24 protein-coding genes and 1 tRNA gene are annotated in these 25,206 nt (G+C 62.6%); 7 read left to right on the forward strand and 18 right to left on the reverse strand.

Annotated features, from left to right (window positions below):
- Positions 1 to 290 precede the first annotated feature (290 nt).
- Positions 291 to 545, forward strand: a complete 255-nt coding sequence (locus ACODSD_RS08180) for a hypothetical protein (RefSeq protein WP_227108147.1) — start codon at positions 291 to 293, stop codon at positions 543 to 545.
- 118 nt (positions 546 to 663) lie between these two features.
- Here the strand turns inward: ACODSD_RS08180 and ACODSD_RS08185 are convergent, their stop codons facing one another.
- Together ACODSD_RS08185 and ACODSD_RS08190 are read right to left on the reverse strand one after the other, a co-directional pair.
- A complete protein-coding gene (locus tag ACODSD_RS08185; protein WP_488877144.1) occupies positions 664 to 1,578 on the reverse strand; it encodes a hypothetical protein in 915 nt (304 codons plus the stop codon).
- Positions 1,579 to 1,595: 17 nt separating this feature from the next.
- Positions 1,596 to 1,994 (reverse strand): InvB/SpaK family type III secretion system chaperone, encoded by a 399-nt coding sequence (locus tag ACODSD_RS08190; RefSeq protein WP_488877145.1) that lies wholly within the window; start codon positions 1,992 to 1,994, stop codon positions 1,596 to 1,598.
- A gap of 1,014 nt (positions 1,995 to 3,008) precedes the next feature.
- On the opposite strand from ACODSD_RS08190, the gene ACODSD_RS08195 reads away from it, so the two are divergent.
- Entirely contained in the window at positions 3,009 to 3,224 is a 216-nt protein-coding gene (locus tag ACODSD_RS08195; protein ID WP_488877146.1) for a hypothetical protein, read from the forward strand.
- 591 nt (positions 3,225 to 3,815) lie between these two features.
- Positions 3,816 to 4,388: a hypothetical protein gene (locus ACODSD_RS08200; protein WP_488877147.1), complete on the forward strand. Its 573-nt coding sequence runs from the start codon at positions 3,816 to 3,818 to the stop codon at positions 4,386 to 4,388.
- A gap of 408 nt (positions 4,389 to 4,796) precedes the next feature.
- Here the strand turns inward: ACODSD_RS08200 and ACODSD_RS08205 are convergent.
- From ACODSD_RS08205 to ACODSD_RS08250, 10 genes are all read right to left on the reverse strand, one after another.
- A tRNA-Ser gene (locus ACODSD_RS08205) sits at positions 4,797 to 4,886 on the reverse strand.
- Between the two features lie 275 nt (positions 4,887 to 5,161).
- Complete coding sequence (gene recN / locus ACODSD_RS08210) at positions 5,162 to 6,832, reverse strand: DNA repair protein RecN (protein ID WP_235088823.1); 1,671 nt, start codon at positions 6,830 to 6,832, stop codon at positions 5,162 to 5,164.
- A 19-nt stretch (positions 6,833 to 6,851) separates the two neighbouring features.
- Positions 6,852 to 7,727, reverse strand: coding sequence for an NAD kinase (locus ACODSD_RS08215; RefSeq protein WP_107799251.1), 876 nt, complete (start codon positions 7,725 to 7,727; stop codon positions 6,852 to 6,854).
- A 9-nt stretch (positions 7,728 to 7,736) separates the two neighbouring features.
- The gene (locus ACODSD_RS08220; RefSeq protein ID WP_019103053.1) at positions 7,737 to 8,405 is read right to left on the reverse strand and encodes a response regulator transcription factor; all 669 of its coding nucleotides are present in this window, start codon (positions 8,403 to 8,405) and stop codon (positions 7,737 to 7,739) included.
- A gap of 21 nt (positions 8,406 to 8,426) precedes the next feature.
- Complete coding sequence (locus ACODSD_RS08225) at positions 8,427 to 10,703, reverse strand: ATP-binding protein (RefSeq protein WP_227108154.1); 2,277 nt, start codon at positions 10,701 to 10,703, stop codon at positions 8,427 to 8,429.
- Positions 10,704 to 10,830: 127 nt separating this feature from the next.
- A complete protein-coding gene (gene msrA, locus ACODSD_RS08230; protein ID WP_488877148.1) occupies positions 10,831 to 11,355 on the reverse strand; it encodes a peptide-methionine (S)-S-oxide reductase MsrA in 525 nt (174 codons plus the stop codon).
- Positions 11,352 to 12,305, reverse strand: coding sequence for a histone deacetylase family protein (locus ACODSD_RS08235; RefSeq protein WP_107799248.1), 954 nt, complete (start codon positions 12,303 to 12,305; stop codon positions 11,352 to 11,354). The genes msrA and ACODSD_RS08235 overlap by 4 nt, the downstream gene beginning before the upstream one ends.
- Positions 12,306 to 12,313: 8 nt before the next feature.
- The gene (locus ACODSD_RS08240; protein WP_043593565.1) at positions 12,314 to 12,529 is read right to left on the reverse strand and encodes a DUF1653 domain-containing protein; all 216 of its coding nucleotides are present in this window, start codon (positions 12,527 to 12,529) and stop codon (positions 12,314 to 12,316) included.
- Between the two features lie 15 nt (positions 12,530 to 12,544).
- Positions 12,545 to 13,489, reverse strand: a complete 945-nt coding sequence (locus tag ACODSD_RS08245) for a nucleoside hydrolase (RefSeq protein ID WP_107799247.1) — start codon at positions 13,487 to 13,489, stop codon at positions 12,545 to 12,547.
- 87 nt (positions 13,490 to 13,576) lie between these two features.
- Positions 13,577 to 14,023, reverse strand: coding sequence for a GNAT family N-acetyltransferase (locus ACODSD_RS08250; protein ID WP_488877149.1), 447 nt, complete (start codon positions 14,021 to 14,023; stop codon positions 13,577 to 13,579).
- Between the two features lie 58 nt (positions 14,024 to 14,081).
- Here ACODSD_RS08250 and ACODSD_RS08255 point away from each other — a divergent pair, with 58 nt between their 5' ends.
- Together ACODSD_RS08255 and ACODSD_RS08260 are read left to right on the forward strand one after the other, a co-directional pair.
- Positions 14,082 to 15,029 carry a tRNA dihydrouridine synthase gene (locus ACODSD_RS08255; RefSeq protein WP_107799245.1) on the forward strand — a complete coding sequence of 316 codons (948 nt, stop codon included), beginning with the start codon at positions 14,082 to 14,084 and terminating at the stop codon, positions 15,027 to 15,029.
- A 270-nt stretch (positions 15,030 to 15,299) separates the two neighbouring features.
- On the forward strand, positions 15,300 to 16,835 hold the full coding sequence (locus tag ACODSD_RS08260) for a mechanosensitive ion channel family protein (RefSeq protein ID WP_107799244.1): 1,536 nt from the start codon (positions 15,300 to 15,302) through the stop codon (positions 16,833 to 16,835).
- Between the two features lie 102 nt (positions 16,836 to 16,937).
- On the opposite strand, the gene mmsB is transcribed toward ACODSD_RS08260, so the two are convergent.
- The 6 genes from mmsB to ACODSD_RS08290 all read right to left on the reverse strand — a co-directional run bounded on the left by mmsB (position 16,938) and on the right by ACODSD_RS08290 (position 23,445).
- Positions 16,938 to 17,828, reverse strand: coding sequence for a 3-hydroxyisobutyrate dehydrogenase (gene mmsB, locus ACODSD_RS08265; RefSeq protein ID WP_488877150.1), 891 nt, complete (start codon positions 17,826 to 17,828; stop codon positions 16,938 to 16,940).
- Positions 17,829 to 17,846: 18 nt separating this feature from the next.
- Positions 17,847 to 18,965, reverse strand: coding sequence for an enoyl-CoA hydratase/isomerase family protein (locus tag ACODSD_RS08270; RefSeq protein ID WP_488877151.1), 1,119 nt, complete (start codon positions 18,963 to 18,965; stop codon positions 17,847 to 17,849).
- 24 nt (positions 18,966 to 18,989) lie between these two features.
- A complete protein-coding gene (locus ACODSD_RS08275; RefSeq protein ID WP_488877152.1) occupies positions 18,990 to 19,772 on the reverse strand; it encodes an enoyl-CoA hydratase in 783 nt (260 codons plus the stop codon).
- Positions 19,773 to 19,868: 96 nt separating this feature from the next.
- Entirely contained in the window at positions 19,869 to 21,029 is a 1,161-nt protein-coding gene (locus tag ACODSD_RS08280; protein ID WP_488877153.1) for an acyl-CoA dehydrogenase family protein, read from the reverse strand.
- Positions 21,030 to 21,042: 13 nt separating this feature from the next.
- On the reverse strand, positions 21,043 to 22,545 hold the full coding sequence (locus tag ACODSD_RS08285) for a CoA-acylating methylmalonate-semialdehyde dehydrogenase (RefSeq protein ID WP_488877154.1): 1,503 nt from the start codon (positions 22,543 to 22,545) through the stop codon (positions 21,043 to 21,045).
- Positions 22,546 to 22,596: 51 nt separating this feature from the next.
- The gene (locus ACODSD_RS08290; RefSeq protein ID WP_166450735.1) at positions 22,597 to 23,445 is read right to left on the reverse strand and encodes a 3-hydroxybutyryl-CoA dehydrogenase; all 849 of its coding nucleotides are present in this window, start codon (positions 23,443 to 23,445) and stop codon (positions 22,597 to 22,599) included.
- A gap of 136 nt (positions 23,446 to 23,581) precedes the next feature.
- On the opposite strand from ACODSD_RS08290, the gene ACODSD_RS08295 reads away from it, so the two are divergent.
- Both ACODSD_RS08295 and ACODSD_RS08300 read left to right on the forward strand, forming a co-directional pair.
- The gene (locus ACODSD_RS08295; RefSeq protein ID WP_019101375.1) at positions 23,582 to 23,983 is read left to right on the forward strand and encodes a MerR family transcriptional regulator; all 402 of its coding nucleotides are present in this window, start codon (positions 23,582 to 23,584) and stop codon (positions 23,981 to 23,983) included.
- A 10-nt stretch (positions 23,984 to 23,993) separates the two neighbouring features.
- The gene (locus ACODSD_RS08300; RefSeq protein ID WP_107799237.1) at positions 23,994 to 25,178 is read left to right on the forward strand and encodes an acetyl-CoA C-acyltransferase; all 1,185 of its coding nucleotides are present in this window, start codon (positions 23,994 to 23,996) and stop codon (positions 25,176 to 25,178) included.
- Positions 25,179 to 25,206: the final 28 nt, after the last annotated feature.

The raw sequence follows: 25,206 nt of genomic DNA on the forward strand, positions 1-25,206 counted from the left end.
GATGGCGGACCATGTGCCGTTGACATGCTTCGCGCCAACGGGCTATGGTCATTCCCGGTGCTCAAAACACCATACAAACAGCGGCTACCGCACCCGTAAGATTCGCGGTTTTTTTGCGTCCATGGTTTTGGCAAACTCCCACTTGTGGGACAATGCGCGTCCATGGCCGGGTGTGCGGCTAATACAATACCCGCAAGGGGAATACGCCCGCCGTCTGTTTGCGGTTTTGAGCACCCGGCCGCCCTCTCAAAAGGGGCGAAACCCTCAAAAGGTCCAAACAGGAGGCCGCCATGGCCAAGATCGACACCCTCCGCGAGGCGCGTCGCGCCCTCAGGCATATTCGTGCCGCCCAATCCCATTTCAAACAATTGCCCGAGGCGCTGCGCCGGGAGATGTCCCGTCAACCGCCGCGTCAAACGCCGTTCATCGTAGAACTGTCCCCGGAGGTTTTGTGGAGCCTGCTGGAGGCGCGGTATGGCGTGGAGTGCGCGTATGAGCGACTACGCCTGCTGCTGGCGGCGGCGCAGACAGAAACCGTCAAATAGATTGCCGCCGGTGAGAGGGCGGGAATGAGAAAAGCCCGGACGATGCGTCCGGGCTTTTGAGCTGCGCACGAGGCGGAGGCTGCTTATGTCTTGCCATATGGATTTACGTAAACGAGATTCAATCTATATCACTTGTGAACTTTTCTTTTACTTCGCTGCGCCTAACGGTGTTGTCGTGTTTAAATTCACTATCCGTTGGCAGGTTAGGGTTTCTTAAGAAATGTTCAGGGTAATTGTTTTTGCTGGTGTATATTCCTTTTCCATGGTACCCCGTTACTGTTGCATGGTTGAATCCGTTTTCGTGAAGGGCGTACGCTAAATGTTGCGCAGGCGCCATCGTGTTTTTTTCAGACAGTGTAAAGCCAAGCAACGTAACCTTTTCATTGTAACTTGATGAATATTTGTTTAAGTCACTCTCTTTTAAGTTGTTTACTGATTTTGCATCGGCAGAGTCACAACTTGTCAGACGTATATCCCGAATGTCTTTGCTTACTCCAATCTTGTGAAGATTTTGAGCCACTTCATTCATGCTGAACATCTTGCCATCAATCTGCAATTGGTCTGATCCGCTAGTCCCATGTCCAGTAATATATATTTTTTGATTGGACTTGAAGTCAAAATCATCGGCACAGTAAACTGGGACGTGGTGCAACGCATAGACAAAAGCTCTGCCAACATTCTCGTCATTACTACCTCTGGGGGGTGGGGTGTCTGAAATATTGGGTATTTGCTCTCTGATTTTGCAAAACTGATCAAATCCTTCTCTGCTGCTAAAAACTAAAGGATATTGGGCGAGGTCTTTTTCGCCAATGCGGTGAAGATATCCTCCAAAAGCAGATAGGAGGTCTGTCTCGACTATCTTATCTTTTGCCGGTATGCCCAGATATAATGTTACGCGCTCATGCTGGTTGGATGTGGGTTGACTATTGTTTGATCCATTTATCCCCATTATTATTTTTAATGGAGTGGTTGACTCACTTTTGTTGTTGTATGAAAAGAGAGGTTGATTGGCTTGTATGGATGTGTTTTGCATGTGTTGCTCCGTATTGCTTAATTGATGGATGACATTATTTTTTTCAGCTTTTTGATGAAATCAAGAATGATTGACATCAAATCATCACTTGAAGTGATATTTTTTTCTAAGATGGAGGCCTTTAGCTCAAGCCCAATGTCTGTGCGTAGCAGAAAAGTTCCAGATCCATCTGCTCCTTTAAGTTCATCTGTTAATGTGTTGATAATCGCGATGGCTGCTGAACTATCAATTTTACTAATTTCGAATGGCAACGGGCTCCATATCCATAGCCTGTCATCGTCATGTGATAGTAAAACGTCAGGCATATCTTTCAAATGCATTGATATGGATGGGTAGGAGTCTGTACTGTCGATAATTGCTTGTGGGAATCCATATGAAACTAATGCTTCTTTAACTATTTTCCTTCCAGCGGACATTGGTGGCCTCATTCATTTTTTGTGATTGCAATGCATTGTGCATTGTTTGGTTTTGGACGGTAAATAAGACTTTTTGCAGTGGGTTGTAAATTGTTTTTTATTTATGCTTCCGTGGCGTGCAGGCAGTGTTGTTATGAGTATGGATTCTATTGGTGGTCTGTTTTTAATGGAGAAGATGATGTTAATGTAAAGCAATTCATATTCATTGATTTTCAGAGTGGTGGGTAATGGCGCGGCTCAAGAGCTATTAACAAATCCCTAGTCGACGTTGCCCCTCCTCCTTATGCTACTTGTGAAGTTGGGATGCGCGTGTAGATACCAATGTTGGCCACACAGCAAGGCTTGTCTCACTTATTTGGCTTCTCGTATTCTTTGTGCGACATGAGGTTGGGCTAGTTGTGGTGGATGAAGGATCATTGCATCAGCTACCGGACGAGACTTTCAAATTTCGACCCGCGGAGGAATATCTATGGCAGCGTAAGATCCCAGGCCTATCCTTCATGGCAGTGCAGCTGATGATGCCCAAGGCAGGCTCCCGGGCGGTGCGGTTTTTCAGAGGATGGGGGGGCGGCGCAGCTGTAAGATAATTTTGCAGTAGGAACTGGGCAACGGAATTGATGAGGATGCCTGCAGGTTGAATAACTCATGGCGGTCAATGTGTCCCCGGCAGGCCGTAGAGGATTTCCTGCGGGGTGATGTCGGCTTGCTATAAGGGGATGATAGGTAAGGGAGTGGTGATAACGCCTAGATAAATTAAAATGTAAAAGGTTGCCTTGTGATTAAGGCGGTTTCTAATTTTGATGATCTAAACCAATGTTGTAGATTCATGTGCCATGAAAAAATTTACTCGCAATGCAAGCGGTCTCATGTAAATGAGGCAATATAAAGTGGATTGCCTAAATATTGCATAACACAGCATGGTCACTAATCATATTAAGGACTATTGAAACTGCAGGTGAATTTCTGGTGGTAGTTAAGTGAAGTCCAACATTCTCTGGTGCTGGAGTAGGGGGGGTGACGCTTGATCATTGGACAAAAATATTGCAGGACAGTGGCGTGTGGCATTGGAATCAAAACCAGACGCTGCATACGTTCGCGTCGCGGCTGCTGATGGATGGAGAGCCTGAACTGTTGGCGGCCACTTTGCTGGGGCACACGACGGCGGAGATGGTCAGGAGGGCACTATGGGAAGTACATCAAGCAGCCGAACGGCATCGTGCTGCGCGGTGACTATTCCGGATTTGCCACCAGTTGATGAGGGACAGCTTGATCTGCCAAAAATTTGGGGCAGACTTGGGACACGCTAAGCCGTGTAAATCAGCCCTATCCAGCAAGACAACAAAAAATGAAACCGCCTTACATCCGCTCCGCGTCTAAGTTTAACGTTGATTTGTGCGGATCAAGGCGGTTTGAATTTGGCGGAAGCGGTGAGAAATTAAAGGCCCGTTTCCAATCTATTGTAAGTGCTTAATTTTTTTGAAGATTCTCGCCTACTTGAAAGAAGTTGTGAACCCCAAAGTGGATCACCTGAGGAAGGTTGGCCTGCATATACTCTAGCACAAATGGTACCTCGTAGGACAGACCAATTCCAGACCTTCAAAAGAGCCTGCACGGTAATTGAGTGATGCAGAGGAAGTGATCAGCTCTTGAGGTGTTGACTACTGTCCCCATATTGGTACTATCCACCACCACAGGAGACAGCATGGCTACCTTTAGAGTTGAAACCGAGCGTGACCCCATGTTAATCCGTAAAACAAAAAACATCCTAGGGTGTTTTTTTATTATCGATGCCATATTTAAATTCAAGGGTTTGGTAAAAAAATGATTGAAGAAGCAAGAGAAAAACTCAAAATCGAATTAGATAAATCGCTTTCCACTGGTAAGTGCAGCGATTTGTTTTTCGAGGATATATTCAACCTTTGGCAGCGGGATTTCATTTCACCTGAAGTTGTTCTTAGGGAGCTTCGTGTATTGGAAGGTTTGAAAAAACCAATAATGGAAATTGAGGGTGACGAACCGATTCCAATTTGGTTAGGTTCGAGCAATTCTGTCAAGCCAGATACGTACTTGAATAGAAGCCCTTCGGCAACTAAGAATCCAACTCAATTTTCCTCAAAGAATTCCCCTCTTTGTGGGTTGTGCCATAAGCATTACTATGTTCATCAAGCTGACTTCTTGACACCGAACGTTGAGAACGAAAGAAAAAAACATAAGGCTGTTAATTTTAATCCTATGGAGGCAATGATGGTGAGAATTGCAGAAGGGAAAGTTACAGGGGAGTGGGTAATCTACGAAAGAGCAAACGATATAAACACATATCTCTGTTTAGCAAAACATAATGACGGAGATCAAGTCATTGCTGATAGGTTGAAGGCCGCAGGGCGCACAAAATAAAAAGCTCCAATTTGCATTGGGGCTTTATTCTTTTAATTCCCAAAATTTGACAAACCCGAAAATACTTACTTTAGGAATAAGACACTCCACAGTGTATGCGCTAATATAATCGCCAAAACGAAAATATCAAGCCGCACACTGGAAAGTGTGGGGCAATTTTTTATCTGTCGATTAGGTTTCACAGGAGTACCGCTACACATCATTCAAGAGCTCGGTGGCTGGCAGTCTTTTGAAATAGTAAAGCGCTATACGCACCTTGCTCCTAAGCATCTAAGAGATGCACATAGAGAAGGTGGATGGGCTTTTGGATAGCGGTACAAATACGACACACCTACAACGGTGTGAAGTGCACGAAGAAGAAAAGAAAAAGGCACTGCGGTGTGAAGTGCCTTGATTTCTAAGCTATTTTGGCGGAAGCGGTGAGATTCGAACTCACGGTGGGCTCGCACCCACGACGGTTTTCAAGACCGTTGCATTAAACCACTCTGCCACGCTTCCCGATTCGGTAAGAGGGCGCAATTTTAGCGGGTCTTGCCGGGTTTGCCTAGGGTCTGATGACGCTTATTTTGCGGCTGCGTTCGTTCTCAGCCGAATGCTAGGCGCGAAGGTCGCCTCGCCGCAGTGCCTTCACTGCCAGAGGCGGCCGACAAAGCGAAGCGTCGGCTGGGAGCGAACCCGGAGGGTTGACCGGGGAAAGCCCTTTGCTGCGCTGCCAGGAGGGCAGTGTGGGCTGTTCTCGGCCAGCGCAGCTGCAAAACAAGCGTTAACAGACCCTATAGGGCCGGCGCATTTGACGCCAGCATTTCCGCCGCGTGCTCGCGCGTGGTCTGGGTCAGCTCCACGCCGCCCAGCATGCGGGCGATTTCCAGCACCCGTTGTTCGCTGTTCAGCGGCTCGATGCGGCTCTTGACCCGGCCCTTGTGCTCGCTCTTGCTGACTTGCCAGTGATGGCTGCCGCAGGAGGCCACTTGGGGCAGGTGGGTGATGCACAGCACCTGGTAGCGCTGGCCCAGCTGGCGCAGCATGTGGCCGATGACTTCGGCGACGCGGCCGCCGATGCCGACGTCCACTTCGTCGAAGATCAGCGTGGGCACGCTGGCCACCTGGCTGATCACCACTTGCATGGCCAGGCTGATGCGGGACAGTTCGCCGCCGGAGGCCACTTTGGCCAGCGGGCGCAGGCTGGTGCCGGCGTTGGCGGCCACCAGGTATTCGATGGACTCCAGGCCGTGGGCGCCGGGTTCGGACAGGGCGGCCAGTTCGATGGCGAAGCGTGCGCCGCTCATCGCCAGGTGCTGCATTTCCGCGCCGATGCGGGCGGACAGCTCGCTGGCGGCCTGGCGGCGCTTGCCGGACAGGGCCTCGGCCTGCGCGCGGTAGCGCGCCAGCGTGGAGGCTTCGGCCAGCGCCAGCGCTTCGATGTCGGCGGAGGCTTCCAGCGCTTGCAGCTGTTGCTGCCAGTCGTCCAGTTTTTCCTGCAGGTCTTGCGGCTGCACCCGGTATTTGCGCGCGGTGCTCATCAGCGCTTCCAGCCGGCCTTCCACTTCGGCCAGCTGGCCGGGGTTTTCGTCGATGTCGCTGGCGTAGTCGCGCAGGCTGTAGACCACTTCGCGCAACTCAGCGTCCACGGAGTCGAGCAGCGACAGGGTGTCCGCCAGCCGCGGGTCCAGATTGGCCAGCTTGCTGAGCCGGGTTTGCACCTGGGACAGCATGGTCAGGCAGCTATTGTCCATCTCGGACAGGGTGTCCACCGCCAGCTGGGCGCTTTGCGCCAGTTCGGCGGCGTTGGCCAGCCGGGAGTGGCTCTGGTTCAGCGCGCTCCATTCGTCCGGCTGCAGCTTGAGCTCGCTCAGTTCGTTGATCTGCCAGTTCAGCCGTTCGCGCTCGACTTCGGATTCGCGCGACAGCCGTTCGGCGTCGGCGCGGGCGCGGCGGGCGGTCTGCCAGTCTTGCCAGGCCTTGTTCACGTCGCGGGCCAGCGCGACGGAGCCGGCGTAGGCGTCCAGCAGCTGGCGCTGGGCGTCCGCCTTCATCAGCGATTGGTGGGCGTGCTGGCCGTGGATGTCGACCAGGAATTCGCCCAGCTGCTTGAGCTGGCTGAGGGTGGCGGCCTGGCCGTTGACGAAGCTGCGCGAGCGGCCGGATTTGTCCAGCAGCCGGCGCAGCAGGAGCACGTCGTCGTCGCCGTTGAGGCCGTTTTCGTCCAGCCAGGCGTCGATTTCAGGACGGCCGCGGGTGTCGAATTCGGCGGTGATCTCGGCGCGCTCCGCGCCTTCGCGCACTTGCGCGCCTTCGGCGCGGTCGCCCAGCAGCAGGCTCAGGGCGTCCAGCAGAATGGATTTGCCGGCGCCGGTTTCGCCGGTGAGCACGGTGAAGCCGGCTTGGAAGTCCAGCGAGATGCTGTCGACGATGACGAAGTCTTTAACGGTCAGCGATAGGAGCATGGGGTGTTCGCGTCAGGTGTCAGAGCAGGCGCTCGCCCCAGTGGAGCTTGTGGCGCAGCATGTCGTAGTAGTTGTAACCCACCGGGTGCAGGATGCGCAGCGGGTTGCGGTAGCGGCGGATCAGCACGCGGTCCATTTCCATCAGGTCACAATGAGATTGGCCGTCGAAGTGCACGCGCGCGTCCAGGCCGCGGGTGAGCATGAATTCCACTTCGCAGGAGTCGTTGACCGCGATCGGGCGGTTGCTCAGCGATTGCGGGCAGATGGGCACCAGGGCGATGGCCTGCAGCGTGGGGTGCAGGATGGGGCCGCCGGAGGCCAGCGAGTAGGCGGTGGAGCCGGTGGGGGTGGAGACGATCAGGCCGTCCGAACGCTGGCTGTAGACGAACTGGTTATCGATGAAGACTTCGAACTCTATCATCGAGCCCATGGCGCCGCGGCTGAACACCACGTCGTTGAAGGCCAGCGCGTTGGCCACTTCGGCGTCTTCGCGTATCACCGCGGCCTGCAGCAGGATGCGGTCTTCCGGCACGAAGTCGCCGCGCAGGATGGCGTCCACGGAGTCCAGCATCTCGTGCAGCGGGATGTCGGTCATGAAGCCCAGCCGGCCCTGGTTGATGCCGATCAGCGGCACGCGGTAGGGGGCCAGCAGCCGGGCGATGGACAGCATGGTGCCGTCGCCGCCCAGCACGATGACGATGTCGGCCAGCTTGCCCATGTCGTTGCGGTCTATCAGCGCGTGCGGGCCGGCTTCCTGCTGGGTGGCGCTGTCCTTGTCGATCAGCACGGTGGCGCCGGAGGCGGACAGGTGGTCGGCCAGCTGGCGCAGGGATTCAACGATGGCGGGCTTGCTGTGCCGCGCCACCAGGCAGACGTGTTTGAACAGTCGTTCCATGGCGTTGTTTCAGTAAGGGGTGGGCGTATCGTTCAAAAAACTGTCGTCGTTGGGTTTCTTGCCGGTGGCTTCCAGCGCTTTCAGGTAGAAGCGCACCAGGTCCGCCAGAGAGTCTACACCGAGTTTGTTGAACAGGTTGGCCCTATGTACTTCTATGGTGCGCGGGGACAGGTCCAGCACCCGGGCGATTTCCTTGCTGGACATGCCGTCCGCCACCAGTTCCAGCACTTCGCGCTCGCGGCCGCTGATGCGGGCGAGCAGGCCCATCACTTCCTGGGTTTCCTCTTCCTTGCGGTGTTGCAGAATGCTCAGCCGTATGCCTTTGCGCAGGCTTTCTATCAGCCGCGCCTGGTCTATGGGCTTGGTCAGAAAGTCGATGGCGCCGGTCTGGAAGGCGCGGCGGCATTGTTCGATGTCGCCGTGGCCGGTGATGAAGACGATGGGCAGGGTCACGTTTTTGTCGATCAGCTGTTCTTGCAGCGCCAGGCCGGTGATTTGCGGCATGCGGATGTCCAGCACCAGGCAGGCGATGTCGTTGCCGCCGTAGTGGGCGAGAAACTCCATCGCGTTGGGAAAGGTGACGGTGCGCATGCCTTGCGCGGCGATCAGCATGGCCAGCGAGTCCAGCACGGCTGGGTCGTCGTCGACGATATAGACGGTTGGCGTGGTGTTTTGCATTGTGTTTTTGACTCCTGCCGGTTACCCCGTTGACGGCGGCGCGTCCCGTTGCGGCAGTTCAATGATGAATTCCGCGCCGCCGGTTGATTTATTGCGCGCGCTCAGCTTGCCGCCGAACGCTTCTATGGCGGTCTGGCAGATGGCCAGGCCTAATCCCATGCCGCTGGCCTTGGTGCTGAAGAAGGGCGCGAAGATGCGGTCCAGCAATTCCGGCGCGATGCCGGCGCCGTTGTCGCCTATGCTCAGCCGGATCCAGCGGCCGTTCAGGCTGGTGGCGATGCTGAGCCGCCCCCAGGGGGCGACGGTTTCCATGGCGTCCAGCGCGTTGCGCATCAGGTTCAGCACCACTTGTTCCAGTTGTATGTTGTCAGCGTAGACCAATGGCAGGTCGTGGCAAATATTCTGCTCAATATGAATATCGTGGGTTTTCAGTTCGTATTCCAGCAGGTTGAGCGCATTGCCCACCACCTGGTTCAGGTCTATGGGGTTGAATTGCTGGGTTTTCTTGATCACGAACTCGCGCAGGCGCTGGATGATCTGGCCGGCGCGGCTGGCCTGGGTGACGGAGGAGTCCAGCGCGCGGCGCAGCATGGCCATGTCCGGTTCTTCGTCTTCCAGCAGGCTGAGCCCGGCCTGGCAGTAACTCATGATGGCGGACAGCGGCTGGTTGATCTCGTGGGCGATGCCGGAGGCCATTTCGCCCATGGTGTTGATGCGGGCGACGCGGGCCAGCTCCATTTCGTGCTGGCGCAGCCGGGTTTCGCTGGCTTCCAGCGCCGCCAGCATGCGGCGGCGGATGGGGGCGGTGTCGCGGAAGGTCAGCACCGCGCCCATCAGCCGGCCGTCGCGGCCGGGCAGCGGGGACACCGAGCCTTCGATCAGCAGTTTTTCGCCGTCGCTGCGTATCAGGTAGCAGTTTTGCGCCAGCAGCACGGTTTCGCGGCGCTGGATGGCCTTGTGCACCGGGTCTTCTTCCACCTGGCGTGCAAATTCGTAGTTGAGCCTCACCACTTGGTGCAGCTTGCGTTGCGCGGCGTCGAGCGCCTTCAGGCCGAGGAGGGTTTCCGCCGCCGGGTTGAGGTAGCGGATGCTCAGATCGATGTCGATGCTGATCACCGCGTCGCTGATGCCGCTGAGCGCCACCATCGCGTATTCGCGCTCGCGGTGCAGCCGGTCTTGCGCCTGTTCCTGCGCCTGGCGGTTTTGCGCCAGCAGCGCCAGGATGATCAGCAGCAGGTAGGCCGGCACCATGGAGAAGAGGGCGCTGAGCAAGAGCTCCAGCGGCGCGGTGCGGTCGAAGCTGAGCTGGCGGCGCACCGTCAGCTCGTAGGGCAGATAGGGGGTGTCCAGGCTTTTGCGGATTTCCAGCGCCGGCAGCAGCCATTGCGCCAGCCAGCCGGGCCGGTCCTGCTGTTGGTGGCGGTAGATCAGCGGGTCGTAGCCGCTGGGCGCGCTGTCCTTGCGTTGCAGCGCCACGCTGTAGCGCGTCGCCATATTGGGGGTCAGGCTGACCAGTCTGTCCAGGGACAGCACTTGCACCACCATGCCGGCGGTCTGTTCGCTGCGCACCAGCGGCACCGGGGACGGCGCTTCGGTGTTGTAGACGGCGGAGAAGAAGGCCAGGCCCTGTTTGCCGTTGTTGAGGCGTAACACCGGGGACACCGCTTCGCCCTGGCCCATCGCGCGGTGGACGGTGGGCGCCAGCACGCTGTCGGCCAGCAGGTCCAGGCCCATTTCGCGCCAGTCGTCCGAGGCGAGGCCGGGTTCGGCCATGCTCAGCGGCAGGTAGCGCGGCCGTTTGGCCGCCAGCCGCCAGGCTTGCTGCTGGTCCCAGGCGTTGTCCTGCTGGTGCTGGTAGTCGCGGATGCGGTAGGGCTGGCCTTGCAGCTGGCTGCGCATGCGCTCGAACTCGCGGCGGTAGGCGTGGCTGACCAGCGGCTGGTAGCCGATGAAGTAGAGCTGCGGCTGTTCGCGCGCCAGCGATTCCACCAAGAGGCGGATGCGTTGTTCGCGCAGGCTGTTTTCCTGATCGACGATGTCGACCACGCTTTGTTGCAGCATCTCGCTTTCCTGCAGCCGGGTCTGCAGGCTGGAGAGAATCAGGCCGTGCACCTGCTGGTGCTCCTGATGCTGCTGGTTGAGGTCCAGCGCCACCGATTGGCCCAGCAAGAGGGCGAAGGTGAGCAGCCACAACACGGCGCAGGCCAGGCGTCCGCGCGGGGAGGCGGTGCGCAACAGGTCCAGGTGACGGGTGAGGGCGGTGCGGAATGCAGTGATGATGCTGTGCTTGTCTGCCATGGGGAGATTGGGTTCGTCCGGCGCGCAGCCAATCTGGGCATCGCCGCTACTGAGCCGGATTATAGCGGCGATGTCCGGGGCGCGCGAACCAAGCCGGGAGCTGGGCTCGCCCCTGGCAGGGTGTGGCTTATTTCTTCAAGTAAACAGAAAAATATTGCTGAAACTTGGCCAATTTTGGCGCAACCACCATTTGACAATAGGGTTCGTGGCCATGTTGATCAAAGTATTGCTGGTGATAGTCTTCGGCCGGATAAAAGGGCGCGGCGGCTTCCAGCCGGGTGACGATGGGGGCCGGGTAATCGCCGGCCCGCTCCGCCATCATGCGCTCCGCCGCCTGGCGTTGTTCCTCGTCGTGATAGAACAGCACCGACGCGTATTGCGGGCCGACGTCGTTGCCCTGGCGGTTGAGGGTGGTGGGGTCGTGCAGGGCGAAGAAGGCGCGCAGCAGGGTGTCGTAGTCTATCTGGGCGGGATCGTAGCGGATTTGCACGGCTTCCACGTGGCCGCTGCGGCCGGCGCAGACTTCCTTGTAACTGGGGTGGGCGCCGGGGCCGCCGCTATAGCCGGATACGGCGCTGTGGACGCCGGCCAGGCGGTTGTAGGCGCTTTCGATGCACCAGAAGCAGCCGCCGGCGAAGGTTGCGGTTTTCATGTCGGACTCCATTGACGGGGTGGGTGTGTATGAGTCGCGCCGGGGCGGGCGATCTGTCCCTCGGCGCCGAAGATTTGCCAGGCCAGGCGCACGGTTTCGGTCTGGATCGCCACGGTGTCTTCTATGGGCACCGCGTAGCCGCCGCCCATGACCACGGCGACGGCGGCTTTGGACTGGCGACAGGCTTCCAGCACCATGCGGTCGCGCGCGGCCAGGCCGTCCCGGCTCAGCGCCAGCTTGCCCAGGCGGTCGCCGGCGTAGGGATCGGCGCCGGCCAGGTAGAAGACCAGGTCCGGATCGGCGGCGAACAGGCGCGGCAGGTGTTCGGCCAGGGCGGCGAGATAGGTCTGGTCGCCGGTTCCGTCCGGCAGTTCGATGTCCAGATCGCCGGCTTCGCGGCGGAAGGGGAAATTGCCGGCGCCGTGCATGGAGAAGGTGAAGATGCGCGCGTCGCCGCGGGTGATGGCGGCGGTGCCGTCGCCCTGGTGCACGTCCAGGTCCAGCACCAGCGCGCGGCGGGCCAGGCCCTCGTCCAGCATCAGCCGCGCGGCCACGGCGATATCGTTGAACACGCAAAACCCGCTGCCCATCGCGCGGCCGGCGTGGTGGGTGCCGCCGGCCAGGTTGACGCCGCAGCCGCGCGTCAACGCCCAGCGGGCGGCGGCGATGGTGGCGCCCACCGAGCGGCGGCTGCGTTCCAGCAGCTGCGGGCTCCAGGGCAGGCCGATCTCGCGCTGCTCGGCGGCGCTGAGCGCGCCGTTGAACACCTTGTCCAGGTAGGCGTCGTCGTGGGCCAGCGCCAGCTCGTAGCGGCTGGCCGCCGGCGCGGCGTCCATCGCCTCGGCGGCGAAGCCGGCCACCGCCTGCGCCAGCAAGGCGTACTTCTGCGCCGGGAAACGGTGTCCGGGCGGCAGCGGCAGCGGGAACTGATCGGTGCGGAAAATGCGCATCGTGGCGCTCAGAACGCCTTGACCAGGGCGAAGCGCGGCAGGGTCTGGCCCTCGTGCGCGACGCTTTCCTCGAACATGCCGGCCGGGCGCGCCCACAGGCCGAATTCGCCGTAGAGCGCGCGGTACATCACCAGCAGTTCGCCGGTTTCGGAGTGGGTGGCGGTGCCCAGCACTTCATAGAGCGGGCCTTTGTAATGGCGATAAATGCCGGGAGCGATTTTCATGGGGCCTCCTTGGGTTTACGGCAGATGGGAGAGGGCGTCGGCCATCAGCTGGAACAGGCCGTCGGCGTCCACCTCGGTCAGGTAGAGCGCGTTGGGCGCGCGGCCGGATTCGCCGTGCCAGTCCACCACGGTGGCGCCGGTGGTGTAGTGGCCGGCCAGTTCCACCACCACGTTGACTTCGCGGCCGCGGAACAGCTCGGGGCGCAGCAGATAGGCGATCACGCAGGGGTCGTGCACCGGCGCGCCGTCCTGGCCCAGCTTTTGCACGTCGTAGCGCTCCAGCGAAGTCAGCAGCGCGGCCGCCAGCGGGCCGCAGCGGTTGGGCAGGCCGCGCAGCCATTCCACGCGCGCCGGCGTGGTCGTGGCCTGGTGGGTGACGTCCAGCGGCAAGATCACGATGGGCGCGCCGCAGCGCAGCACGATGTCGGCCGCGTGCGGGTCGGTGTGGATGTTGAACTCCGCCGCCGGAGTCATATTGCCGCCGGCGAAATAGCCGCCGCCCATCAGCACGATGCGGCCGATGCGCGCGGCGATGTCCGGCGCGCGGCGCAAGGCCAGCGCGATATTGCTCAGCGGGCCCACCGGGCACAGGGTGACGCTGCCGGCCGGTTCGCGGCGCAGGGTGTCCACGATGAAGTCCACCGCGTGTTCGGCGCGCACCGGCATGGCGGGCTCGTGCAGCGGCGCGCCGTCCAGGCCGCTGGCGCCGTGCACGTGTTCGGCGCCCTGGTAGGGCTGGACCAGCGGCCGGTCGGCGCCGGCGTAGACCGGCACGTCGCCGCGGCCGGCCCATTCGCAGACGATGCGGGCGTTGCGGGTGGTCAGTTCCACGCCCACGTTGCCGGCCACCGTGGTCAGGCCGAGCAGCTCGATGTCGGCGCTTGCGCCCAGCAGGAACAGGATGGCGACCGCGTCGTCGAGGCCAGGGTCCGTGTCGAAGATGACGCGATGCTGTTTCATGTCGGCTCCATTGGGCAATGTCATCAAGGGGGCGAAGGATGCCGCAGCGCTTGGCGGCGCGTCAAGGCGAGCTCCGGCGCGCCCGGCTTATCCGGGGCTCCATTCATAGACCCGGAATTCGCTATCCAGTTTAAATCCGGATTGTTCGTACAGCCGCTGCGCGTTCAGATTGCCGTGCGCGGTTTGCAGCGTGAGGCCGCCGCCCAGCGCGGCGACATGGGCCTGGCAACGCTCCAGCAATACGCGGCCGACGCCGCCGCCGCGGCAGGCCGGCGATACGAACAAGTCGTGCAGCAGCCAGTGCGGGCGCAGGGCGAGCGAGGAGAAGCCGGGATAGAGCAGGGCGAAGCCTTGGACGCCGGCGGCGTCTTCCGCCAGGAAGACCACCGCTTCGCCCGTGCTCAGCCGCTGTTCCAGGAAGGCGGCGCAGGCTTCCGCCGGCTGCGCGACCTGATAGAAATCGAGGTAGGCCAGGAATAAGGGCAGCCAGCAGCGGACGGATTCCGCGCCGGCCTGGCGGATGGCGATTTGCATTGAATGCCTTTCCCCGCTTTGCGGTACAATATTCGCCTTTTTTCCGGCGATGTTTGCAATGAAATTGGTTCTTGCCCCGATGGAGGGCCTGGTGGACGAGGCGATGCGCGATGTGCTGACCCGGGTGGGCGGCATTGATCTGTGTGTGACCGAGTTCGTCCGCGTCACCTCGGCGCTCCTGCCCACCCGCACTTTCATGCGGTTGGCCCCGGAGCTGGCGCGCGGCGGCAAGACCCGCGCCGGCGTCACGGTGCGGGTGCAGTTGCTGGGTTCGGACCCGGCCTGTCTGGCCGAGAACGCCGCCAAGGCCGCCAGCCTGGGCGCGCCGGGCATAGACCTGAATTTCGGCTGTCCGGCGCCCACTGTCAACCGCCATCGCGGCGGTGCCGTCCTGCTCAACGATCCCGAGCTGTTGTTCCAGATCGTCCAGGCGGTGCGCGCGGCGGTGCCGGCCGAAATACCGGTCACCGCCAAAATGCGGCTGGGCTATGAAGACAAAAGCCGGGCCTTGGAATGCGCGCGGGCGCTGGAAGCCGGCGGCGCGCAGGAACTGGCGGTGCACGGCCGCACCAAGGTGGAGGGCTACCGGCCGCCGGCGCATTGGGACTGGATCGCCCGCATCCGCGAGAGCGTGGCGGTGCCGGTGGTGGCCAACGGCGAGGTGTGGACGCTGGACGATTACCGCGCCATCCGCGAGCAAAGCGGCTGCGACACGGTGATGATAGGCCGCGGCCTGGTGGCCTGCCCGGACCTGGCGCTGCGCATCAAGCGCGGGGACGGCGCCGAAGCCATGCCCTGGAGCGAGATGCAGCCCTGGGTGCTGGACCTGTTTCTGCAGTGCCGCGTCCAGTCCGAAGACGGACGCTACCCGGTGGCGCGCACCAAGCAATGGCTGGGGCAGCTCAAGCGCACCTGGCCCGAGGCCGGCGCCTTGTTCGAGCGCATCCGCAGGCTGACCACGCCGGACGATGTGGAACCTGTACTGCGAGACATGCTTGCTAAGTAAATGTACTCATATCTAAATGCTATGGGAATGTGTAGCATTCAATTGCGCGCTGCACTGGTATAGCAGGGCGCTGTGATTCCGGCGGCTCCCCAGCTCCGGCGATTACACTTCCCCGATACCTTGCAGCCCTCCCTACACGGGAGGGATTTTTTTTATCCGCCGCGATGGACTATCAATGAAAAGCGGCCGGCCTGTTGTTTTCCCCTCTTCCCTGCCGCAGCGGCGCCGCCATCGGCGGTTTCCCATCAAAGATTTCATCGCGGAGGCGGCATGGATACGGCCCCGACGGTTAGCTGGCTGGAAAAGCTGATCCCTCAGGCGTGGCACGACAGTCTGACGCTGTTCGTGGCGCTGACGGCCGCCTGCGCCGCCTTGCTCTATCTGCTGCGGCCGGAAGCCCGCAAGTCGACGCTGCGTTCGCTGCTAGCCGCCGCCGTTGCGCTGGTGGTGATCAATCTGGGCCCGCAGGGCGATCAGGCGGTGGCGGAGTGGATCAAGCAGGTGGCCATCATCGTGCTGGGCCTGGCGCTGATCCGGCTGTGGGCGATGATGTTGATGCGCTTGTTCCTGCCCTTGCTGCGCCTGCATCCGCCGCGCATTCTGGAAGACATCCTGCTGGTGCTGGGCTGCGTGGGCTGGGGCCTGGTGCTCTTGCGCCTGGCCGGCCTGGACCTGAGCCACATCGTCACCACCTCGGCGGTGATCACCGGCGTGCTGGCGTTTTCCATGCAGGACACGCTGGGCAATATCCTGGCCGGTCTGTCGCTGCAACTGGATAATTCGGTGGAGGTGGGGGACTGGATCAAGTCCGGCGAGCTGTCCGGCCGGGTGGTGGAAATCAATTGGCGCGCCACCCTGGTGGAAACCCGCAACTGGGAAACCGTGGTGATTCCCAACAGCCAGCTGATGAAGGGGCAGTTCGCCATCCTGGGCAAGCACCAGGGCGGCCCGCTGCAATGGCGGCGCTGGGTGTGGTTCAACATCAACTGGGACACGCTGCCCAATCAGATCATCACCGTGGTGGAGCGCTCCTTGCGCGAGGCGCAACTGCCCGGCGTGGCCTTGTCGCCGGAGCCCAACTGTATTTTGATGGGTTTCGAGAACGGCTACAGCAAGTACGCGGTGCGTTACTGGCTGACGGATCTCGCCGCCGACGATCTGACCGATTCCGTGGTGCGCACCCATATCGACGCCGCCTTGCGCCGCCATAATCTGAAAATGTCCTCGCCGCACTACAATGTGCTGACCATCAAGGACAATGAAAAGTATATGGAAGCGCGGATGAAGAAGCACCTGGAGGAGAGGGTGCAGGCGCTGCGCAAGGTGGAGCTGCTGACCAGCCTCAACGACGAGGAAATGGTGGTGTTGGCCGATCAGCTCAAGTTCACGCCCTTCGTCACCGGCGACATCATCATGCATCAGGGCGCGGTCGCGCATTGGCTCTACATCATGCTCAGCGGCGAGGTAGAGGTGTGGGTGAACCTGCCGGACGGCAGCCGCAAGCTGGTGGACGTGCTGGAAGGCGGCAACTTCTTCGGCGAAATGGGCTTGATGACCGGCGAGGCGCGCAGCGGCACCGTGATCGCGCGTTCCAATGTGGAGTGCCTGCGGCTGGACAAGGAGTCCTTCCAGTCTATTCTGAGTTCGCGCAAGGAGTTGGCCGAGGCGATCTCGTCGATTCTGGCGGAACGCCTGGCCGAGCGCACCCGCAAGCTGCCGCAGGATTGGCAGGAGGGCCACGGCTCGCCGCAGCGGGCGGAGCTGGTGGACAAGATCCGGCGTTTCTTCGGCCTGGCCAAGCATTGACCGTCATTCAGCACCGCCCGGATGGGCTTGCCGCGCCAAATGCGTGGCGGCTGGTCTCCGGAGCCTTGTCAGCGGCCCCAAGGCGGGGCCGCGCGACAGTACTCAATCCAGCGGGTGGAAGTGCTTGAGGATGCTGGAGAAGTCCAGTTTGCCGAAGCCGGCCTGCGCGTGTTCCTCGTACAGATTGCGGGCCAGCGATCCCAGCGGATTGGCCGCGTGGCTGTGCAGCGCGGTTTCCTCGGCCAGACCCAGGTCTTTCAGCATCAGTTCGGTCATGAAGCCGCCGCTGTAGCCGCGGCTGGCCGGCGCGTTCTCCATCACGCCGGGCCAGGGGTTGTACAGCTCGGTGGCCCAGTTGCGGCCGGAGCTCTGGCTGATGATGTCGGACAGCACCTTGGGGTCCAGCCCGTTCTTCACGCCCAGCGCCAGCGCCTCCGCGGTGCCGGCCATCAGGATGCCCAGCAGCATATTGTTGCAGATCTTGGCGGTCTGGCCGGCGCCGGCGGCGCCGGCGTGGAAGATGTTCTTGCCCATGGCTTGCAGCAGAGGCCGCGCCCGTTCCAGCTCGGCGGCGGCGCCGCCGACGATGAAGGTCAAGGTGCCGGCGGCGGCGGCGGCGGTGCCGCCGGATACCGGCGCGTCCAGCATCTTGAGGCCGGCGGCGTCGGCCGCGGCGGCCACCTTGCGCGCGGTGGCGGCGTCTATGGTGCTGCAATCGATGACCAGGGCGCCGGCCGGCAGTTGCGCGAACAGGCCGGACTCGCCCAGGTACAGGCCTTCCACGTGGCGGCCGGCCGGCAGCATGGAAATCACCGCGTCGGCGCCGCGGACGGCGTCGGCGGCGCTGGCGGCCGCGCGCGCGCCGGCGGCGACCAGCTTGGCCAGCGCGTCGGCGGACAGGTCGAACACGTTCAGCTGATAACCCTGCTTCAGCAGGTTGGCGGCCATGGGGCCGCCCATATTGCCCAGGCCGATGAAGGCGATGGTTTGCATCTTCTCTCTCCTCGATTGTTATTGGAGCGCGGCCAGCGGGTGGTCGGCCTCCGTCCATGGCGAATCGAAATGGCTGTCCACCCAGCCCGGCGGAATATCGCCCAGCTCGCGGCAATGCCATTGCGGCGCGCGGTCCTTGTCCACCAGCAGCGCGCGCACGCCTTCGCGGAAGTCCGGCTTGGCGCAGAAGTTGACCGACAGCGCCAGCTCCATGCGCAGGACCTCGGCCAGGGACAGGTGTTTGGCGCGCTGGAAGATTTCCCAGCAGACGGCGGCGGACGTCGGGCAGCCGTGAGCGAAGCTCTTGGCGGCGCCGGCCAGCCACGGGTCTTCAAAGGCGGTGTCGCGCAGCGCGGCGGCCACCGCTTCCAGGCTGCCGCGGTTCATCAGCTGATGCACCGCCAGCAGATTGCGGCCGGCGTTGGCCTCCGGCAGCGCCACGTCGCGCTCCATCTCGTTGAGCAGGGCGCTGACCAGGCCGTGGTGGCGTTCCGCCGGCTGCTCCCAGGCCAGATCGCGCAGCGCGGTCAGCAGCGGGGTCTGGCCGTCGGCCGGCAGCACGTGGTCGGCCAGATTGCACAGCAAGGCGTCGCCGGCGTTCAGCGGCGCGCCGGTCAGGCCCAGGAACAGGCCGAGCTTGGCCGGCATCCGTTGCAGGAACCAGCTGCCGGCCACGTCCGGGTACAGGCCTATGGTGATTTCCGGCATCGCGATGCGGGTGGCCGGGGTGGTCACGCGGTGGCTGGCGCCGGCCATCAGGCCCAGGCCGCCGCCCATGACGATGCCGCCGCCCCATACGATCAGCGGCTTGCGGTAGCGGTGGATGCGGTAGTCGAGCCGGTATTCCTCGCTGAAGAAGGCGACGGCGTGCGGGTTGGGATAGACCTCGCCGTCTTCCAGCAGCGCGGCGCGCAGCGAGCGCACGTCGCCGCCGGCGCAGAAGGCCTTGTCGCCGGCGCCGCGCAGCAGCACGGCCACCACGGCGTCGTCGTTCTCCCAGGCGCTCAAGCGCGCGTCCAGCAGCCGTATCATGTCCAGCGTCAGCGCGTTCAGCGATTTTTCCGCGTTCAGCGTGGCGATGGCGATGCGCTGGCCGCCGCGGACCGGCAGTTCTTCAAACAGTACCAGGTTGGACATGGCGGATTCGTCCTTGGGTGAGGGTCAGGCGTTCTTCCATTGCGGCGCGCGTTTTTCCAGGAAGGCGCGAGTGCCTTCGCCCTGGTCCTGGGTGTCGAACAGCTTGATGAAGCCTTCGCGCTCGTGGATCAGATTGTGCGCCGGCGGCTGCAGCCGCGCGCGCTGCACCAGTTGCTTGCACACCGTCACCGAGGACGGCGACTGGCGCGCGGCTTGTTCCGCCAGCTTGAGCGCGGCGTCCAGCGCCTGGCCCTTGGCCACCACTTCTTCCACCAGGCCGATGCGCTCGGCGGTGCGCGCGTCGATGCGCTCGCCGCACAGAATCATGCGTTTGGCCCAGCCTTCGCCCACCAGCCAGGGCAGGTTCTGGGTGCCGCCGGCGCAGGGCAGCAGGCCGACGCCGGCTTCCGGCAGCGCCATTTGCGCCTGTTCTTCGGCGATGCGGATGTCGCAGGCCAGCGCGCACTCCAGGCCGCCGCCCATCGCATAGCCGTTGACGGCGGCGATGCTGACGCCGCGGAAGGCGGACAAGGCCTCGAAGGCCTCGCCGAACAGCATGGTCATCTCAGTGGCCACCTTTTTGTCGCCGTCGGCGAACAGCTTGAGGTCGGCGCCGGCGGAGAAGAACTTCTCACCCTGGCCGGTGATCACCAGCGCGTAGATGTCGCGGTCGGCGTTCAGGTCCGCCACCAGCCGCTTCAGCGCGCTCAGGCTGTCGCGGTTCCAGGTGTTGGCGGGCGGATTGTCTATGGTGATCACGGCGGTGTGGCCGCGTTTTTCCAGGTTCAGGTGGGCGTAGTGGTTCATAGCGTATGCCTTTATGGATTCGGTGTGGATGAGGGAGGCCGGAAAACCCCGCGGCGAGCCGGCGCAACGCAGCATCAGGGATGTTTCCGGCTTCGCTCAGCGCAGGGTTTCCAGCGCGCCGTCCTGCAACAGCTTGCGCGCCACGATCATCCGCATCACTTCATTGGTGCCTTCCAGAATCTGGTGCACGCGCAGGTCGCGCACATGGCGTTCCAGGGGGAAGTCTTTCAGATAGCCGTAGCCGCCGAACAGTTGCAGCGCGTTGTTGGCCACATTGAAACTCAAATCGGTGGCCAGCCGCTTTGCCATGGCGCAATAAGCGCCTGTGTCCGGGCTGGCCTGGTCCAGTTTCCACGCCGCCAGCCGCACCATCTGCCGCGCGGCCACCAGCTCGGTCAGCATGTCCGCCAGCCGGAACTGCACGCTTTGCAGCTCGGCCAGCGGCTGGCCGAATTGCTGGCGTTCCTGCACATAGCGCTGGGCGGCGGCCAGCGCGGCCTGGGCGGTGCCCACCGCGCAGGTGGCGATATTGATGCGGCCGCCGTCCAGGCCCTTCATCGCGAAGGCGAAGCCCTGGCCTTCCTCGCCCAGCCGGTTGGCGGCCGGGATTTCCACATTGTCGAAGGTGATGGCGCGGGTGGGCTGGCTGTTCCAGCCCATTTTTTTCTCTTTCTTGCCGTATTGCACGCCGGGCGCGTCCGCCGGCACCACGAAGGCGGACACGCCCTTGGGGCCGGGGCCGCCGGTGCGCGCCATTACCACCAGCACCTGGGTGCTGCCGGCGCCGGAGATGAACATCTTGGAGCCGTTGAGCACGTAGTGCTCGCCCTTGCGCTCGGCGCGGGTCTTCAGCGAGGCGGCGTCGGAGCCGGCGCCGGGCTCGGTCAGGCAGTAGCTGCCCAGCAACTCGCCGCTGACCATGCGCGGCACCCAGCGCTCGGCCAGTTCCGGGCTGCCGAAGCTGGCTATCATCCAGGCCACCATATTGTGGATGGTCAGATAGGCGGCGGTGGAGGTGCAGCCAGCGGCCAGCTCTTCGAAGACGATGGCGGAGTCCTGCCGCGACAGGCCCAGGCCGCCGTAGGCTTCCGGCGTGTACAGGCCGAGAAAACCCATCTCGCCGCTGCGGCGGATCACTTCCAGCGGGAAGGTTTCCTCTTCGTCCCATTCGGCGGCGCGCGGCGCGAGCTCGCTGGCGGCGAAGTCGCGGGCGCTGTCCTGAAAGGCGATTTGTTCTTCGGTCAGTGCGAAATCCATGGCGGGCTCCCGGTCAGCGCAGCGAAATGGTGGTGTTGACCTTGCCGCCGCTGGCGGCGTCGTCGAACCAGCGGCTGGTGACGGTCTTGGTCTGGGTGTAGAACAGCACGACCTGTTTGCCGTAAGGACCGAGGTCGCCCAGCTTGGAGCCGCGCGAGCCGGTGAAGCTGAACAGCGGCACCGGCACCGGGATGGGCACGTTGATGCCCACCTGGCCGACGTCGATTTCTTCCTGGAATTTGCGCGCCGCCGCGCCGCTCTGGGTGAACACCGCGGTGCCGTTGCCGTTGGGGTTGGCGTTGACGATGGCGATGGCGTCGTCCAGCGAGTCCGCCGCCATCAGACACAGCACCGGGCCGAAGACTTCCTGGTGGTAGACGCTCATTTCCGGTTTGACGCCGGAGAAGATGGTGGGACCGACGAAGTTGCCGCGCTCGTAGCCGGCCACCTGGATGTCGCGGCCGTCCAGCTCCAGGCGCGCGCCTTCTTCCACGCCGCGGGCGATCAGGCCGGCCACGCGTTCACGGGCGGCGCAGGAGATCAGCGGGCCCAGGTCCGGGTTGTCCTTGCCGGCGCCCACGCTCAGGCCGCGCGCCTTGGCCACCAGCTCCGGAATCCACTGCTGGGCCTCGCCCACCAGCACCGCCACCGATAGCGCCATGCAGCGCTGGCCGGCGGCGCCGAAAGCGGCTCCGGCCAGTTGGTTCAGCGCCTGTTCCTTATTGGCGTCCGGCAGCACGATGGCGTGGTTCTTGGCGCCCATCATGCACTGGGTGCGCTTGCCGTTGAGGCTGGCGCGCTGGTGCACATGGGTGCCCACCTTGGTGGAGCCGACGAAGGACACCGCCTTGATGTCGCGGTGGTCGCACAGCGCGTTGACCACCTGTTCGCCGCCGTGCACCACATTGAGCACGCCGGGCGGGATGCCGGCTTCCAGCGCCAGTTCCACCAGGCGCATGGTCACCATCGGGTCTTGTTCCGACGGTTTGAGCACAAAGGTGTTGCCGGTGGCGATGGCCATCGGGAACATCCACAGCGGAATCATCGCCGGGAAGTTGAACGGGGTGATGCCGGCGCAGACGCCCAGCGGCTGCAGCACGGTATAGGTGTCGACGCCGCCGGCGACGTTCTCCGCGTATTCGCCCAGTTGCAGATTGCCGATGGCGGACGCGTGCTCCACCACTTCCAGACCGCGGAAGATGTCGCCCTCGGCGTCGGCCAGGGTCTTGCCTTGCTCGGCGGTCAGCAGCGCCGCCAGCTCCTTCATGTGCTCGCGGATCAGCTGCTGGTATTTCAGGAAGATGCGCGCGCGCGCGCCGATGGCGGTTTTCTTCCAGCCGGCGAAGGCGGTCTTGGCGGCGCTGACGGCGGCGTCGACTTCGTCCTGGGTGGCCATCGGCACCCGCGCCAGCACTTCCTGGGTGGCCGGGTTGACGATGTCACGCCATTCGGCGCTGCGGGATTCGACGAATTCACCGCCGATCAGCAATTTGATGGTGGGGACTGCCTGGGTCATGGTGCTGCCTCCGTCTGATCTTGAGTAAAGCCCGTTGCCGGCGGCGCCGGCTCAGGCGTAGCTGTAAAAGCCCTTGCCGCTCTTGCGGCCCAGGTGGCCGGCCTGCACCAGTTGGGCCAGCAGCGGGCAGGCGCGGTATTTGCTGTCGCGGAATTCGGTGTAGAGGATGTCCATGATGGACAAGCAGGTGTCCAGGCCGATCAGGTCCGCCAAGGCCAGCGGGCCGATGGGATGGTTCATGCCCAGTTTCATCACGGTGTCGATGTCCTCGGCGCTGGCCAGGTTTTCGTGCAGCGTGAAAGCGGCCTCGTTGATCATCGGCATCAGCACCCGGTTGGAAACGAAGCCGGCGGCGTCCTTGACCGTGACCGGGGTCTTGCCCAGCGCCTGGCTCAATTCGTAGACCAGCCGGTAGGCGGCGTCGCCGGTTTGCAGCGCGCGAATGATTTCCACCAGCTGCATCACCGGCACCGGGTTCATGAAGTGCATGCCCACCACGCGCTCCGGCTGGCTGACCCAGCTGGCGATGCGGGTCAGCGAAATCGACGAGGTGTTGGACGCCAGCACCGCGTCAGGGCGCACCACGGCGGCCAGTTCGCGGAAGATGCTTTCTTTGACCGCGGCGTTCTCGGTGGCGGCTTCCACCACCAGGTCGCGGTCGGCCAGATCGGCCAGGCGGGTGGTGGTCTGGATGCGGGCGAGAATGGCGGGGACGTCGGCCTCGGCCAGCTGATCCTTCTTCACCAGGCGCGCCAGGCTGGAGGCGACGGCGGCCAGGCCCTTGTCCAGCGCGGCCTGGCTGACGTCGGCCAGGCGCACTTCGTAACCGTGGCTGGCGAAGACCTGGGCGATGCCGTTGCCCATGGTGCCGGCGCCCACCACTGCGATTTTGGCTTGCATGTTGTTTCCTCGACTATTTGCTCTATGCTGTATTCAAGATAGCTTGACGTTTACGTTAACGTCAATCAACAATGACAAGCGCAACGGCGAATGTTGCGCGAATGGTCCGGCGGCGCCGGGGAGGCGGGAGAGGAAGATGGCGGAGCAGACCTACAGCATTACCGAATTGGCGCAGGAGTTCGACGTGACCACGCGCACCATCCGCTTTTACGAAGACCAGCAATTGCTGGAGCCGCTGCGGGCGGGGCAGCGCCGCATCTACAGCCGGCGCGACCGGGTGCGGCTGATGCTGATTCTGCGCGGCAAGCGCATCGGCCTGTCCCTGCAGGAAATCCGCGAGCTGTTCGCGCTCTACGACGCGGCCAGCGACGACGCGCCGCAGCTGCACGAATTCATCCGCATCCTGCAACGCAAGGAACAGCAGCTGCTGGAGCAGATGGAAGACATCAAGGTGGTATTGAGCGAAATTTCCCAATTGCGGCATCAGTGCGAGAAAACGCTGGACAAGCGCGGCGCGGATGCCCGGCAATCGACTTGAGGAGTGAGCAATGCAACAGCAAGACATCGTGATCGTGGGCATGGCGCGCACCGCCATGGGCGGCTTCCAGGGCGCTTTGGCGGCCAAGACGGCGGCGGAGCTGGGCGCGGCGGCGATCCAGGCCGCGGTGGAGCGCGCCGGCGTGCCGGCGGCGGACATCGACGAAGCCATCGTCGGCTGCGTGCTGCCGGCCGGTCAGGGCCAGGCGCCGGCGCGTCAGGCGGCGCTGGGCGCGGGCCTGCCGCTGGCGGTGAACTGCACCACGGTCAACAAGATGTGCGGCTCCGGCATGAAGGCGGCGATGCTGGCCCATGATCTCTTGCGCGCCGGCAGCGCGCGGGTGATGGTGGCCGGCGGCATGGAGAGCATGAGCAACGCGCCCTATCTGATGACCAAGGCGCGGGCCGGCCTGCGCCTGGGCCATGGCGAAATCAAGGACCATATGTTCCTGGACGGCCTGGAGGACGCTTACGACAAGGGCAAGCTGATGGGGGTGTTCGCCGAATGGTGCGCGGAGAAGTACGGCTTCAGCCGCGAGGCCCAGGACGCCTTCGCCATCGCCTCGCTGAACCGCGCCCAGGCAGCCATCCGCGACGGCCTGTTCCGCGACGAGATCGCGCCGGTGACGGTTAGCGGCCGCGGCGGCGAGCAGGTGGTGGACACCGACGAGCAGCCCTTGAAGGCCAATGTCGACAAGATTCCAACGCTGAAACCGGCGTTCAAGAAGGACGGCACGGTGACGCCGGCCAACGCCAGCTCCATTTCCGACGGCGCCGCCGCGCTGGTGTTGATGACGGCGGAGGAGGCGGCGCGCCGCGGCCTCCGCCCGCTGGCCCGCATCGTCGGCCACGCCACCCATGCCCAGGAGCCGGGCTGGTTCACCACCGCGCCGGTGGAGGCGATCCGCAAGCTGCTGGCCCAGGCGGGCTGGAGCGCCGGCGACGTCGATCTCTACGAGATCAACGAAGCCTTCGCCGTGGTGACCATGGCGGCGATGCAGGACTTGGGCCTGCCGCACGACAAGGTCAACGTCCACGGCGGCGCCTGCGCGCTGGGCCACCCCATCGGCGCCTCCGGCGCGCGCATCATCATCACCTTGCTGTCGGCGCTGCGTCAGCGCGGCGGCAAGCGCGGCGTGGCCAGCCTGTGCATAGGCGGCGGCGAGGCGACGGCAATGGCGCTGGAGTTGCTGTAAGAGTTTTTCAGGCGGCGAAGCTTGGTTG

The sequence above is a fragment of the Chromobacterium sp. FG22 genome (genome assembly GCF_057809415.1).